Source organism: Nitrososphaera sp., assembly GCF_050748925.1.
GTDB lineage: Archaea > Thermoproteota > Nitrososphaeria > Nitrososphaerales > Nitrososphaeraceae > Nitrososphaera.
In genome coordinates this window covers 1-12,363 of record NZ_JBOGQF010000051.1, presented here as the reverse complement: position 1 = coordinate 12,363, position 12,363 = coordinate 1, and the positions used below count along the sequence as shown (strand labels likewise).

The 12,363-nt window shown below is 55.6% G+C and carries 13 protein-coding genes; 5 read left to right on the top strand and 8 right to left on the bottom strand.

Features of this window, described 5'->3' with window-relative positions:
- Positions 1 to 261 (top strand): ATPase domain-containing protein (locus ACREAY_RS05885; RefSeq protein ID WP_431754833.1); only part of this gene is annotated, 261 nt, incomplete at its 5' end.
- 9 nt (positions 262 to 270) lie between these two features.
- Here the strand turns inward: ACREAY_RS05885 and ACREAY_RS05880 are convergent.
- Complete coding sequence (locus tag ACREAY_RS05880; protein ID WP_431754832.1) at positions 271 to 732, bottom strand: hypothetical protein; 462 nt, start codon at positions 730 to 732, stop codon at positions 271 to 273.
- Between the two features lie 271 nt (positions 733 to 1,003).
- Between ACREAY_RS05880 and ACREAY_RS05875 the strand changes: the two genes are divergently transcribed.
- Positions 1,004 to 1,783: an MEDS domain-containing protein gene (locus ACREAY_RS05875; RefSeq protein ID WP_431754831.1), complete on the top strand. Its 780-nt coding sequence runs from the start codon at positions 1,004 to 1,006 to the stop codon at positions 1,781 to 1,783.
- A 34-nt stretch (positions 1,784 to 1,817) separates the two neighbouring features.
- Here the strand turns inward: ACREAY_RS05875 and ACREAY_RS05870 are convergent, their stop codons facing one another.
- The 4 genes from ACREAY_RS05870 to ACREAY_RS05855 all read right to left on the bottom strand — a co-directional run bounded on the left by ACREAY_RS05870 (position 1,818) and on the right by ACREAY_RS05855 (position 7,794).
- A complete protein-coding gene (locus ACREAY_RS05870) occupies positions 1,818 to 4,535 on the bottom strand; it encodes an adenosylcobalamin-dependent ribonucleoside-diphosphate reductase (protein ID WP_431754830.1) in 2,718 nt (905 codons plus the stop codon).
- A gap of 234 nt (positions 4,536 to 4,769) precedes the next feature.
- Complete coding sequence (gene nrdD, locus ACREAY_RS05865; protein ID WP_431754829.1) at positions 4,770 to 6,830, bottom strand: anaerobic ribonucleoside-triphosphate reductase; 2,061 nt, start codon at positions 6,828 to 6,830, stop codon at positions 4,770 to 4,772.
- A gap of 105 nt (positions 6,831 to 6,935) precedes the next feature.
- Positions 6,936 to 7,532, bottom strand: coding sequence for a hypothetical protein (locus ACREAY_RS05860; protein ID WP_431754828.1), 597 nt, complete (start codon positions 7,530 to 7,532; stop codon positions 6,936 to 6,938).
- Between the two features lie 97 nt (positions 7,533 to 7,629).
- The gene (locus tag ACREAY_RS05855) at positions 7,630 to 7,794 is read right to left on the bottom strand and encodes a hypothetical protein (RefSeq protein WP_431754827.1); all 165 of its coding nucleotides are present in this window, start codon (positions 7,792 to 7,794) and stop codon (positions 7,630 to 7,632) included.
- A 105-nt stretch (positions 7,795 to 7,899) separates the two neighbouring features.
- Here ACREAY_RS05855 and ACREAY_RS05850 point away from each other — a divergent pair, with 105 nt between their 5' ends.
- Positions 7,900 to 8,370: a hypothetical protein gene (locus ACREAY_RS05850; protein ID WP_431754826.1), complete on the top strand. Its 471-nt coding sequence runs from the start codon at positions 7,900 to 7,902 to the stop codon at positions 8,368 to 8,370.
- Here the strand turns inward: ACREAY_RS05850 and ACREAY_RS05845 are convergent.
- Together ACREAY_RS05845 and ACREAY_RS05840 are read right to left on the bottom strand one after the other, a co-directional pair.
- On the bottom strand, positions 8,367 to 8,750 hold the full coding sequence (locus tag ACREAY_RS05845) for a Zn-ribbon domain-containing OB-fold protein (protein ID WP_431754825.1): 384 nt from the start codon (positions 8,748 to 8,750) through the stop codon (positions 8,367 to 8,369). The genes ACREAY_RS05850 and ACREAY_RS05845 overlap by 4 nt on opposite strands.
- Positions 8,750 to 9,916 (bottom strand): thiolase domain-containing protein, encoded by a 1,167-nt coding sequence (locus tag ACREAY_RS05840; RefSeq protein ID WP_431754824.1) that lies wholly within the window; start codon positions 9,914 to 9,916, stop codon positions 8,750 to 8,752. Before ACREAY_RS05840 ends, ACREAY_RS05845 begins: the two co-directional genes overlap by 1 nt.
- 90 nt (positions 9,917 to 10,006) lie before the next feature.
- Here ACREAY_RS05840 and topA point away from each other — a divergent pair, with 90 nt between their 5' ends.
- On the top strand, positions 10,007 to 12,025 hold the full coding sequence (gene topA, locus ACREAY_RS05835; protein WP_431754823.1) for a DNA topoisomerase I: 2,019 nt from the start codon (positions 10,007 to 10,009) through the stop codon (positions 12,023 to 12,025).
- A 60-nt stretch (positions 12,026 to 12,085) separates the two neighbouring features.
- Positions 12,086 to 12,220 (top strand): hypothetical protein, encoded by a 135-nt coding sequence (locus tag ACREAY_RS05830; protein WP_431754822.1) that lies wholly within the window; start codon positions 12,086 to 12,088, stop codon positions 12,218 to 12,220.
- On the opposite strand, the gene ACREAY_RS05825 is transcribed toward ACREAY_RS05830, so the two are convergent.
- The coding region (locus ACREAY_RS05825) for a Rieske 2Fe-2S domain-containing protein (RefSeq protein ID WP_431754834.1) at positions 12,217 to 12,363 on the bottom strand (147 nt) is incomplete at its 5' end. The genes ACREAY_RS05830 and ACREAY_RS05825 overlap by 4 nt on opposite strands.

The window sequence follows — 12,363 nt, the reverse complement described above, 5'->3', positions numbered from 1 at the left end:
GTCCTGAACAGGATAATAAAAGATCAAGGATGCACGGTCGTCGCCATACTGGAGCAAAGCACAGGCAGCACAGAGATTGGTTTGGGGATTGAGGAATTCGTTGCAGATGGCCTGATAGTCTTTGAATCATATATTGAGGGCCTCGAAGCAAAGAGAAGGGCAATGATCAGAAAGCTGCGCGGTACGCAGCACAACTCTAGGTATCAGGCCATACTCCTTAATCCTAACGAAGGAATCGCATTTTTGCAACTGGCCGAGTAAACCGATAATTCATCGGATTGACCGGAACGACACTGTAATGCCGCGCTTTTTGTCGACATCGACAGCGAATTGTTCGTCATGCATAACCGGTATCGCCGAAGTTATCTGGCGACCACATGCTTGACATTTCGATTCATAATTCTCTTTCAGAACTGATGCACACCAGAAGCAGCTATCGCAGATCAAGAAATTGGCTACCTCCGGCGTTCGCCTGGCTTGCTGCTTGTCAGAACTGCTTTTGCACAGGCCGTCGTTGATCTTGGAGATTATGACTTCTGCACTGTCGCCGATAGTTTCGCGAAGGTAATTTTCGAATTCATCCCTGTACTGCACAATCAGATCAGCATTCATCCCGTATCGCACCTTCAGGTAATCGAGGATAATCTGCTTTGAACCTTTTCCGGTTAAATCAAGAGAGGATTCGATGACGTTTAGAACGTCCGCTGGGTTTTCAATGTTATTGCCTGACACGGCACGCCTTTATCTTGATGTATGCTATTTAAGCATCACGGAAAAAGAATCCGGTCTAATGAGACGTTTAAAATTTTCACCGTCGGTTTCTAGTCCAATGCATCAGAACAGATCTGGCTTTCCAGCCAGGCAAGCTGCAGGCTTTTCCTCGCGTAACGGAATAATATGCTATTCATTCGCAGAAAACAACGCAATCCTAGAGTAGCGGAATTAGCGAAAAAGATGCCTCGAACGTTTATAAGCGATTAAGGCGCGTCGACTCTCAATTATCATGTTACGTCAAACGCACTCCATATGCCTCCTCGAACGCTCCTCAGATTATGGGCGTCTTTACGAGACAATTGGCAGGTATCTCGCAGAGGGGTATGGAGTAATTTACGCAGCCGAACAGGATCCAGAGTGGGTTATTAATAAGATGGCCAAAGCTGGTCTCCAAGTTGAACAACATATCAGAAACGGCACGCTGAGGGTAATATCTGGAGAATCGGTCTACGTCTCTAACGGCGATGACCTCGATGCATCCCGGACGATCGAGTCCTGGCTAAGTGTCGTGTCAAACATAATGAACAACACAAAAGTCAAGGGCGTTATAGCGATAGGCAGCGTGGATGCTTTTATCAAACGCGGCCGGCACAAGAGCTCGGCAGAATACGAGACGCACATTGGCAAAAAGTTCGAAGTTCCATTGGAGGCCATATGCTGCTACAATGCAGACTCGCTTTCAGACATGTCAGCAGGCACTCTAATTACGATTCTGAATGCGCACCAGTATACCATCCATGATAATGCAGAATATTCCGAATGGGAAGGCGACAAATTGCAGAGCATATTGATTGCCGCATTTGACAGGGTCCTCGGCACGACCACTTCGGCGCTCGTGTTAAAGACTCTGAAATCAGTTTACAAGCTGGACGAAAGGTCGATAATATCAGAGCCGACGCTTCTGGAAGACGTGTTGGGCAAATTCTTTAGGGCTTCGTCAAATGCCATACTAGCTTCCATCCTAAAGAATCTCAAGAGCGAAATGGCATTCCACCGGCAAACTATCTAATTGCAGACTGTGAAAAACAAAAGAGAAGGGGAGTCTACCCCGACCCGCAGCTGCTAAAGCCGCATTCGATGCAGATGTTGCACCCTTCGGTTATAATGAGGCGCGACTTGCACGACGGGCAGACCTCGTCCTCGTTTGAGGGCATGACCTGCATCGCGGCCGGCTGCGTCATCTTTTTCGGCACTTCTGCCGGCGCTGCCACCTGGACCTGGGGCATCTTGCCGTCCTCGACGCCGGACTCTTTCAGGATCTTGGCCATCTGGTCCGCGACGTACGGCTCTGCGATGCTGCTCTGGATATAGTCGGCGACGTACCTGCTCGGCTTGACTGTAAAGGCTTTCTCGCCCGTGTTCTTGCCGGTGATGTGCAGCACCTGCTCGTGGCGCGAGCCGTCGCGGTATACCGTGACGCCTTTCAGGCCCAGCTCGTGCGACAGCAGGTACGAGCATTTCACGTCTTCCGCGGTCACGTCGCCGGGCATGTTGATGGTCTTGGCAATCGCGTTGCTGATCCACTTCTGCCACACGCCCTGCGCCATGATGTGGTCCATCCAGTGGATGTCGATCGCGGTGACGAACGTCTTTTGCATCCACTCTGGGATTTCGGCAAGGCCGCGGACAGAGCCATAGTTGTTGGCGACCTTTGTCAATATCTCGTCAGAGTAGAGGCCGGCCTCCTTCAGCGCGGTCTCGAACACCTTGTCCGTGTAAAAGAAGCGGCCTACCGTGACGCGCTTTTCAAACACGAGGGCAAACACCGGCTCGACGCCGTTTGCCGTGTCGGCGATCATTGACAGCGTCCCCGTGGGCGCGATGGTCGAGGTCCACGAGTTGCGGATGCCGCTCTTCTTTATCTTTTCAATGAGCGTCGCCCAGTCGTAAGTGTGCGTCTCTTTTGGCAGCTCGTAATAGCCCGCAACCGGTATCTTGCCCTTGACATAGTCGGTGTCCTTGAACATGGAAAACGGCCCCCTTGACTTGGCAAGCGCAACGCTCTCGTCCATGCTCAGGTACGACACTGCCTCCGCGAGCTTGTTCATGAACTCGTAGCCGTCCTGGGAGTTGTACGGGACGTGGAGCATGAACAGCAGGTCGGCTATGCCCATGATGCCAAGGCCAATCCTCCTTGTCGCCCGCGTGTTGGTCTCGATCTCTTGCACAGGATACTTGTTCATGTCGATGATGTTGTCGAGGAAGCGCGTCGACAGCCTGACTGCCTGCTCGTAGCGCTGCCAGTCAAACTCGAACATGCCGTCTGCCTTGCGCTTTACAAAGTTGGCCAGATTGATGGAGCCGAGGTTGCACGACTCGTACGGGTAGAGAGACTGCTCGCCACACGGATTAGTCGCGCGCAGCGGCCCGCCCTTGGCGTCTATGCACGGGTTGTACTTGTTGATGTTGTCAAAGAATATGATACCCGGCTCTGCGCTCTTCCACGCGCTCAGCGCGATGAGGTCGATCAGCTGCTGCGCGTCGATCTGCCTCACCGGCTCGTGGGTGCGCGGGCTGCGCAGCGTGTACTTGTGGTTGCCTTCCTTGACCAACGCCTTCCAGAAATCTTCCCAGATGCCTACAGAGACGTTAAAGTTCTCGAACACACCGGGCTTGGTCTTTGCCGTGACAAACTTTTCCACGTCAGGATGCCAGGCTTCAAGGATGCCCATGTTCGCCCCGCGCCTCTTGCCTCCCTGCTTGACCACGTTAGTGATGGTGTCAATGATGTTCATGAAGGACACTGGCCCCGACGCGACGCCGGAAGTCGACGCCACAAAGTCGCCTTCTGGCCTCAGGTCGGAATAGTTGATGCCGACCCCGCCACCGGACTTGAATATCATTGCCGCGTCCGTCGACGACTTCATGATCTGCTCCATGTCGTCCGGCATGTCGAGGACAAAGCACGCGGACAGCTGGCCGAGCCTTGCGCCTGCGTTCATGAGCGTCGGCGTGTTCGGCAGGAAATCCCGAGAGATCATCAGGTTGTTGTATTCCCTTATCCTGTCGCCGTGCGCGGCCATCTTGCCCTCTGCTATCATCTTTAGCAGCTCCTTGAACGACACCTTCATCTGGCCGGTCTCTGCCGCGTGGATGTAGGCGCGGATGAGCGCCTCAAAGTGGTACCGGTTAAGCCAGTATTCGCCTATCTTGAACTTGCTGTCAAAGTCTGCAATTTTTGCAAAGTATTTCCTTGCTTCTTCAATATCTTGGGCCTGACCGCCTGCCAGGTTGAACACCTGCGGGTCGTGGATGACGTCTGCAAGCGCGACCAGCGTCGCGACGCGCTCAAACATCTGCTTGGGGCCCTCAATTATCTCGTTGTTGTCGTCCCTCAGCAAATAGCGCGCAGCCAGCACCCTCAGCGAGTTGACGTCAAACGCCTTGTCAACCTCGTCGAGGTCCTTCTTGTTCAGGATCTTCATCTTTTCGTCCCGCACTTTGCGCCTTTCGTGCCTGTACAGTATGTACGACTTGGCGGTCTCTGACAGCCCTTCCTCTATCAGTATCGACTCCACCATGTCCTGGACGTCTTCGACGCTCGGCGCGCCAGTTTTTTCGCTCTGCTGCACCATCTTTTGCACCACCCTTGCCGCCAGCCTTTCTGCCAATGGGTAGTCCGGCTTGCCCGTTGCCACGAGCGCCTTGTAAATAGCATTCGCTATCTTGGCGTGCTCAAAACTAACGACGCGTCCGTCCCGTTTCTTAATTTTAGCGATTAAGCTCTCTTTCGAGTTGGAAAAGTCAGTAACTCCCGCCATCCCGTCTTACCGACGAACCACCCGTACTTATACTCTTTGTGTGTCAAATTCTCGGTCTTTCTTATTAGGAAATATAGACACCTTGCAATTATGGTAATGTAGCATCGATATTGGAACGTAGTACAGGTTATTGTTGAAAAAAATAGAAAAAAGGTTTATGGCATTTTTCAGGCAATAGCCGATGCCCCTGTATCATAATTTTGCAGAAAAAAGATATGGCGGGGGAAGCAGCTGCTACTGCAGCCTGTGCGGCGACTTGCACCCGTCGCACCTGTCAAGCGATGTCTTGTATTTCCTGCCGCAGGCAGCGCAGACCGCAAGCCTTGCCTGTAGGCGAATGAACGCAAGCCCCGCTGACGCTTCGATGACGCCTGCCACGTCTGCCGCAGAAAGGTCCGTGACGTCGGCTACTGCCGCAAAGCCTCCGTTCAGCACCTTGTCTATTGCGGCGCACTCTTTGGCCATTGCAGCATTGGACAGCATCTCCCTGCCTGACATGACCATCCCCTGCGAATAGCTCGGGGTGTTTTGCGACTGGACAAGCAACACCTTGCCGTACTTTTCCGAGTCGAGCGTGGCAAACCGTGCCGCGCTGTCGTCTGCAACCATGGCGATTGCTGCGGATTCTTCGCCGAGCTTTTTGCCCTCCGCGGCGGCTACTTCTACTGCGGTTTTAAGCACCTTTTGGAGGATTTCAGCTCCATTGCCAGCCTCTTCATGGCCCAGGATGCCATAGACCGATTCTTTTGCGCCGGTAAGGTTGGCCATTATGCCGGAACTGGCGTGCTGCATCGACTGCGTCGCCGATGCAAAGGCCGGAAGCAGGCCGCGACGCGCGCCGTCAGTAACAGCCTTTTTCCTGGCTGCCAGCGCCGCAAGCGCCGGCTTTATCATCAGCGCCAGCTTTGCCCTGAAATATGTCTCGTCCCTGTTCGACTCGTAGGCGAGCCTTGGAAGGTTTATCGAAAGCGACTGGAACGCCATTGCCGCCGGCGAGTTTTTGCCAGTCGACTTGCGTATGCCGCTGGCCGCGCGCGCCGGCCCGCTTGACATCGCAATGATGCCGCCGGCCCTTACCGCTGCGGCGACGTAGTCAAGGGCGTCCTTTTTCCCGTATCCGACCGACAGGCCAATCCGGGGCGTCGGCGTGGCGTCGACGTACCTCCGGTAGCCGTCGAGCATGGCATTAACCTGCCGGGCGTCGATGTCGGCGGGGATGGCTATTGCCGTCATCGGGCCCGGGCCTGCGGCCGACGACGATATCAGGGCGCGTGCAAACTCTTTGGACAGGCTGTCGGCGTCCTTTACCTTGGCAAGGACGGGGGCGACGCCTTCCAGGACGACTTCTGTCGACGCCTCGCACGCCAGGAGCGGTATCAGCACCGTCAGGGCGGTGAGCATGTCGTCAGGCGTTTTCAACGACGCCAGCCTTGCGACTGCCGGGAACCTGCCCTGCATGTCCAGGTTGCTTACTTCTGCCAGGTCAAGAAATATCGTGTCTGGGAGGAGGCTCCACGCGCCAGCGGCAGAGATGTGCATCTCGCCGGCAAGGTGCATGTCGGCGATGTCCTTTGGCAGCGTGTTAAAGATGAGGTACTCTGAAAATACGGCATTTGCCGTCCTGTTCATTATGCCTTCCGCCCCGTTCCTTGACGCCTCCGCGCTTGCAAGCATCTCGGCAATGTCTGACGGCGGGAGGCCAAGGCGCGCAAGCTTGTTGCGGTACTCCTCGTGTCCGTGCTCTATGAGAACAGAATTAACAGTTTCGCGTATCAGCGACGACGTGAGGTAGGAGGTCTGGAACTTGTAGATCTTGTTCTCCACCTCCTCGGTTATCTTGTGCGCCTGCTCAAGTGGCAGGTTCGCCTCCCTTACAAGCGACTGGATTATTTTGTGGGAGTTGAACTCCTCTATCGACTGCCGGCTGGTCCGGACGTACATCTTGCCGCTCTCGATGATGGAACGCTCCTCAATCTGCCGGGCGAGGCTGAGCACCAGCTTGCCAAGGTTGGTGATGGTGTAGCGGCGCTCGGCCTTGTTGAGCGCCACCAGCAGCTGCCTCAACAGCTTGCGCAGGTGGTAGGCGAACTTGCCGGACTCTTTTTTCGACTTGAAGCCAGCTAATGCTTTTAGTTCGGAATACGTGAGGGGGCCCTTTGTGTTGAGTATGCGCAGGATGTCTATCCTGTTTGGGCTTGCCATGACGGAAAATATCATCCGGACGCGCCTTGACGCCGATTCTAAAACGCCGCCCTTGCGGGGCTCTTTTTGAGAATAATCCTGATCGCTCGACATGCGCCTCGTTACCAGTGTAAATGATTAAAACTACTTTGTAAAATATTTTTAACTAACAGTATTGCGGCCCCTATGTGGGCAAGTTAGACCAAAAGGTCAACCTTTTCAGCCTTCGACCAGCACTTCTTCCTGTTGTTGCTCTTCCTCATGGTGCACGGGCATGTTTGCCGGGATCTCGGGCAGCTTGGCTTTCGCTTCGCTCTCGAGCGCGCCCTCGATCTCGTTGAGGATGTTCATCGCATCAGCGTCCATCGGGGTCGCTATCTTGCCCACCTCAGACCTCATTTCAGAGCTTGACAGGACGTCGGCAGTCACCGATGACATTTCAGACAGCGCCATGCTTGCAGACGGGATGGCCTTGGCAATGTCGGCCTGTATGCCCTTTATCATCTCGACCGTCGGGTCGATTGTGTCCAGTATCATGGCAAGCTCGGTGATGGTGCTGAACCGTATCACGAGCGCCTCAAGGGCATTGCTGCTTTGCTGCGTCGTGCGCCTCAGCTTTTTCACATTAGCGAGCTCGTTGGCCAGAATCTTGGCCCTCGTGTTGTTGCCCGCCTTTATGTTGCCCGTTATCTGCTGGAGATAATAAGCCTCACTTGAGGCAAACTTTTTGTCCAGCGTATTCATCCTGCCAAGCTGGTTGTACACTACTGCGGTGGCATTGTTAATCTGGCTAACTAGCTGCTGGCGCTCGACCATCGCTATTGCAGCCTAGTTCCCTGATTCAGGGTTAAGGCCCGGTGTCAAGCGCAGTGGACAAAGAGCTGTCAAAATAGCTAAGCTACAAGCCAGGTGGTTAGCGCTTGGTCGCCGTGAGGGAAAAGTCAGATGGGTTCAGCGCGGCGCCGCAGGTGGGGCAGCGGTTGTTGGTGGCGCGCAATGCGTCTTTTACCGACTTTAGCATGCGCATGGTATAGATCACCGAGCCGCACTTGCCGCAGTTGACGTCAGCCGACATCATGTATGAAAATTATAGAAACGAGCTGAAATAAGAAATGTGTCCTTGATGGAATTTTACTAGTGATATGAATAGAGTTAACAACCCCGTTGCAGCAGTTATTGCAGCATGAAGGATGGCGCGCTAGCGCCTGCGATAGCAGGCCTTGCTGTCGGTATTGCTTTTGTGGTGTTACTTGCTATTGCTACATCGCAGTCATTAGGATGGTCCTTGCAGTTTCCTGACCCGGGTTACTATGCGCCACTCATACAGCTGAAAATCACGGGGTTAAATGATACATACCAGGTTGGCGAGACGATTAATTTTGCCGTCACCCAGAGAGCGGCTGGGTGCGTTTTTCCCGACACCGTCATCGTCAAGAATTTGGAGACGAATAGTGTTGTATGGCGATTTAACAGCACACAAGCCAATGCAGCGCTTCTTGGATGCATAAGCATGGAAGGTAATCCGGCAGAGTCACGAATGAGGATGAATACGGAAGACTCACCGCCAATAATCGCGCATCAAGCAGGCCCGTACGTGGTCATAGCGGAGCACCTGCACAAAAAGGTGCAACAAGAGTTCAGAGTGGTTGACTAGGCTTTAGCCAGCATCAGCCCGTGCTTTTGGTCAAAGCCGGTGACCTGCACTTTGGCGCCGACAGGCAGATCTGCGGGTGTGGCAACGCCGGGCAAAAAGCCAGATGCGCGCAGGTTTGCATTGTCTATCTTGAACACCACCCACGCGTACGAGCCGGCGTCCTCAAAGCCCTGCGGCGCGACTGCCTGGATCGTATAGGTGACGACGGTGCCAGCGCCTTCAAGCTCGGCGTCTTCGAACTTGCTGGCCGAGCACTTTTCGCAAAACATTACCGTCTCTAGCATGAGGTGGCCGCACTTTGCGCACCTGTGCGCCAGTATCTTTTTCCTGCCGGCGGCCTCGATGAACCTTTCGCGGACTCCGTGCATCGACATTGCCATTACTTCCTGTCCACCTTTTTGAAGATGTGGACTGCCGCGCTCGCGCCTGTCGCGCCAAAGTTGTGCGTCAGCGCGATTTCCGCGTCTTTAACGGTGCGCTCGCCCGCCCCACCGGTGAACTGGTCAAACACCTCTACCACCTGACCGACGCCGGTCGCGCCGATTGGATGGCCCTTTGACTTTAGCCCGCCTGACGGGTTTACCGGGATCTCGCCGTTCAGCCTCGTGGCGCCGTCCCTCACCGCGTGGGCGGCCTTGCCCTTGGGAAAGAACCCGAGGTCTTCGATGTCTATGACTTCGGCAATCGTAAAGCAGTCGTGCACCTCTGCAAAGTCAATATCCTTGGCGGTGATGCCGGCCATCTTGTATGCCGCCTTTGCCGCTGCAACAGTGCTTGGGATTGTGGTGATGTCTTCCCTGCCCTGCACAGCCGCCGGCGAGGCGCCGCGGCCAGAGCCGATAATCTCCATGTATGGCCTGCCGGATTTCTTGGCAAAGTCTTCCGAGCAGAGTATCGTCGCGGACGCGCCGTCAGAGAACGGGCAGCAGTCCAAAAGTTTCAGCGGCGACGCGACCACCGGCGACTTCATCACTTCGTCGACCGTGATCCGTTTGCGCACGTGCGCCTTTGGGTTCAGGACGCCGTTTTCGTGATTCTTGACGGCCACGTGCGCCAGGTCCTCCTCCGTCGCCTTGTGGGTGGTCATGTACGCCCTTGCCATCGACGCAAACAATCCTGGGAAAGAGGCGCCGTTCCCGCCCTCGTAGAAAAAGTCAGAGCAATATGAAAACAGGGTTGTGCTCATGGCCGTGCCCGTGTGGGTCACCTTTTCGACGCCGAGCGCAAGCACGCAGTCGTAAAAGCCCGCCGCGACGTTGGCGTACGCCTCCCTGAACATGACCGAGCCGGAACCGCACGCGGACTCTATTGTGAGGCCCGGGACGTGCGATATGCCGAGGTTGCTCATGATGACAGGCGCCATGTGCACCTGCTTGTCGGCAACCCCGAATACGTTAGAGATGTAGCCGGCCTGGATCTCTTTTGGGGTGATGCCTGCAGAGTCGATAGCGTCTTTGGCGGCGGTTAATGCAATTTCAATGATGCTTTCATTCAATTTTCCATATTTCGTGCTGCCGGCACCAAGAACGCAAACTTTGCTGGTCATTGTGTGAGCATGATTGCCGCCTCGCGCTATAAATATCTTAGACACCCTCGATGCAGAAGAATCACTGCTGATATGTATTATAACGCCGGCATGCCAAGCAATGCGTTGTACACGCTGGTGGTCTGCGAAAAGCCGGATGCTGCCAGGCGCATTGCGCAGGCGCTCGGCGACGCAAAGGAGACCAGGGCAGCCGGCGTCTCCGTCTTTGACGTCAGCCGTTCCGGCACGCAGTACAAGGTCTGCTCGGCGTCGGGCCACCTGTACGGCATCGTTGACACTACAAAGAACAGGAGCGTGTACCCTGTGCTTGACCTGGAATGGGCGCCCGTTGAAAACGGCAGGGCCGGCAGGATAATCGGCGTGATTGCAAAGCTGTCGCAGGGCGCCGGCAGGTTCATCCACGCGTGCGACTATGACCAGGAAGGCGAGGTGATAGGCCACAGCATACTGCAGTACGCCTGCGGCGGCAAATACGCCGGCGCGCTGCGCGCAAAGTTTTCAACCCTCACCGACGACGAGATAACAGAGTCATTTGACAACCTGCTAAAGACCAGCGCCGGCCTTGCCGAGGCCGGCAGGTCGCGCCACTTGCTCGACTTTTTGTACGGCGTCAACCTGTCAAGGGCGCTTGCCCAGTCGTTCAAGGCCGGCAACAAGGGCTACAGGAACCTGTCGATAGGCAGGGTGCAGGGGCCGACGCTTGCGTTTGCAGCCGACAGGGAATCAGAGATACGGCTGCACGTCCCGGACCCCTACTGGCTCATAACCGCGGATTTCGAGAAGAGCGGGCAGGTGATCCATGCAAGCTATGAAAAAGGCAAGGTAGGGACGCTTGCAGGGGCGCAGGCGATAATTGCTGCGTGCACCGGCAGGGACGGCAGGGTCAGCAGGGCAGAAACAAGAAAGGTGATGCTCAGGCCCCCGGCGCCTTTCAACATCGGCGACCTGCAGCGAGAAGCATACCGGCTGTTCAAAATTGCGCCCGGCTATACCCTTACCATTGCAGAAAAGCTGTACCTCCGGGCCCTCATTTCGTACCCGAGGACGTCGAGCCAGAAACTGCCGGCGTCGATAAACTACCGCAAGATCCTGTCAGGGCTTGCTTCTAGTTACAATCATGCTTCCATCCTGCTCTCAAGGGACTGCCTCGTCCCAAACGAGGGCGCGATGACCGACCCCGCACACCCGGCGATATACCCGACCGGCGTCGCTGCGCGGCTGTCGGGCCTGGAATTCAAGGTGTACGACCTGGTAGCAAAGAGGTTCCTTGCCACGTTTGGCGACGCCGCCGTGACAGAGCGCACCGAAGTGGCCATCGACGTTGACGGGCACGCGTTTCTGGCGGAAGGCAGGAGGACAACGTACGACGGCTGGATGGCCTTTTACAGGCCGTACGTCGACCTGCATCAGGCAGAATTGCCGGCGCTTGCGCAGGGCGACACCCTTGCAAACAGGCAGGTCGCGATGGAGGAAAAGTTCACGCAGCCGCCGTGGCGCTACAGCCAGGCGAGCCTGCTGGCAAAAATGGAACACGAGCAGATCGGGACAAAGGCGACGAGGGCCGACATCATTGCGACCCTGATAAAGCGCGAGTACATATCTTCCGAAAAGAGCGGCATCAAGGCCACGGACCTCGGCTTTGCAGTGGTGGAATCGATGAGGGAGCGCGTGCCGGCTATCGTCTCCACCGAGCTGACAAGGTCGATGGAGGAGCAGCTTGAAAAAGTAGAGCAGGGTGGCGACTCGGTGGCAGTCATCGAATACGCGGTCGACAGGCTGGTAGAGTCGCTTGCGGCTTTTCGCGGCAGCCAGGCCGAGATTGGCAAACAGATAGGCGCCGTGACGCAGGCCGCCGCGTCCATCGGCCAGTGCCCGGTATGCAAGACCGGCAGGCTGCGCATGATACGCTCAAAAAAGACGAAAAAGAGGTTTGTCGGCTGCTCCAACTATGCGTCAGGGTGCAGGGCCAGCGCGCCCCTGCCGCAAAAGGGCATCATCAAGGGCTACGGCAAGGTGTGCAAGTGCGGCTGGCCCATCGTCTGGGTGGGCTTTGGCCGGGGCAAAAAGTGGAACATGTGCGTCAACATGCAGTGCCCCTACAAAAAATAGAACGAGGTTCTCTAGTTATGCTACACTATCTTGATAAGCAAACAGGGAGCAATTGCCTCTATGAGTTTTGGAAGCGACCATTCTCACATGTGCGAGTACTGCAGCGAGCGCTTTTCATGCCCGCTTGACAAGCACGAGTGCAAGATGGAATGGAAGACGAGTCATAATGACCACTTTCTGGCCCTGGCTGCCTAGCCTGCAGGCTCCAGGCCGTCGTTGGCCGGCCCGTTGACTACCTTGCCGGCATACGAAAAGCGCGAGCCGTGGCACGGGCAGTCAAACGACTTTTCGGAATTATTCCACATGACCGTGCAGCCAAGGTGCGTGCACGGCGCAGA

Coding starts and splice junctions, on each gene's coding strand:
- ACREAY_RS05855 (WP_431754827.1), bottom strand. CDS start 7,794: ATGATGTCGGCTGACGTCAACTGCGGCAAGTGCGGCTCGGTGATCTAT.
- ACREAY_RS05875 (WP_431754831.1), top strand. CDS start 1,004: ATGTTACGTCAAACGCACTCCATATGCCTCCTCGAACGCTCCTCAGAT.
- topA (WP_431754823.1), top strand. CDS start 10,007: ATGCCAAGCAATGCGTTGTACACGCTGGTGGTCTGCGAAAAGCCGGAT.
- ACREAY_RS05845 (WP_431754825.1), bottom strand. CDS start 8,750: ATGGCAATGTCGATGCACGGAGTCCGCGAAAGGTTCATCGAGGCCGCC.
- nrdD (WP_431754829.1), bottom strand. CDS start 6,830: ATGTCGAGCGATCAGGATTATTCTCAAAAAGAGCCCCGCAAGGGCGGC.
- ACREAY_RS05870 (WP_431754830.1), bottom strand. CDS start 4,535: ATGGCGGGAGTTACTGACTTTTCCAACTCGAAAGAGAGCTTAATCGCT.
- ACREAY_RS05850 (WP_431754826.1), top strand. CDS start 7,900: ATGAAGGATGGCGCGCTAGCGCCTGCGATAGCAGGCCTTGCTGTCGGT.
- ACREAY_RS05840 (WP_431754824.1), bottom strand. CDS start 9,916: ATGACCAGCAAAGTTTGCGTTCTTGGTGCCGGCAGCACGAAATATGGA.
- ACREAY_RS05830 (WP_431754822.1), top strand. CDS start 12,086: ATGAGTTTTGGAAGCGACCATTCTCACATGTGCGAGTACTGCAGCGAG.
- ACREAY_RS05860 (WP_431754828.1), bottom strand. CDS start 7,532: ATGGTCGAGCGCCAGCAGCTAGTTAGCCAGATTAACAATGCCACCGCA.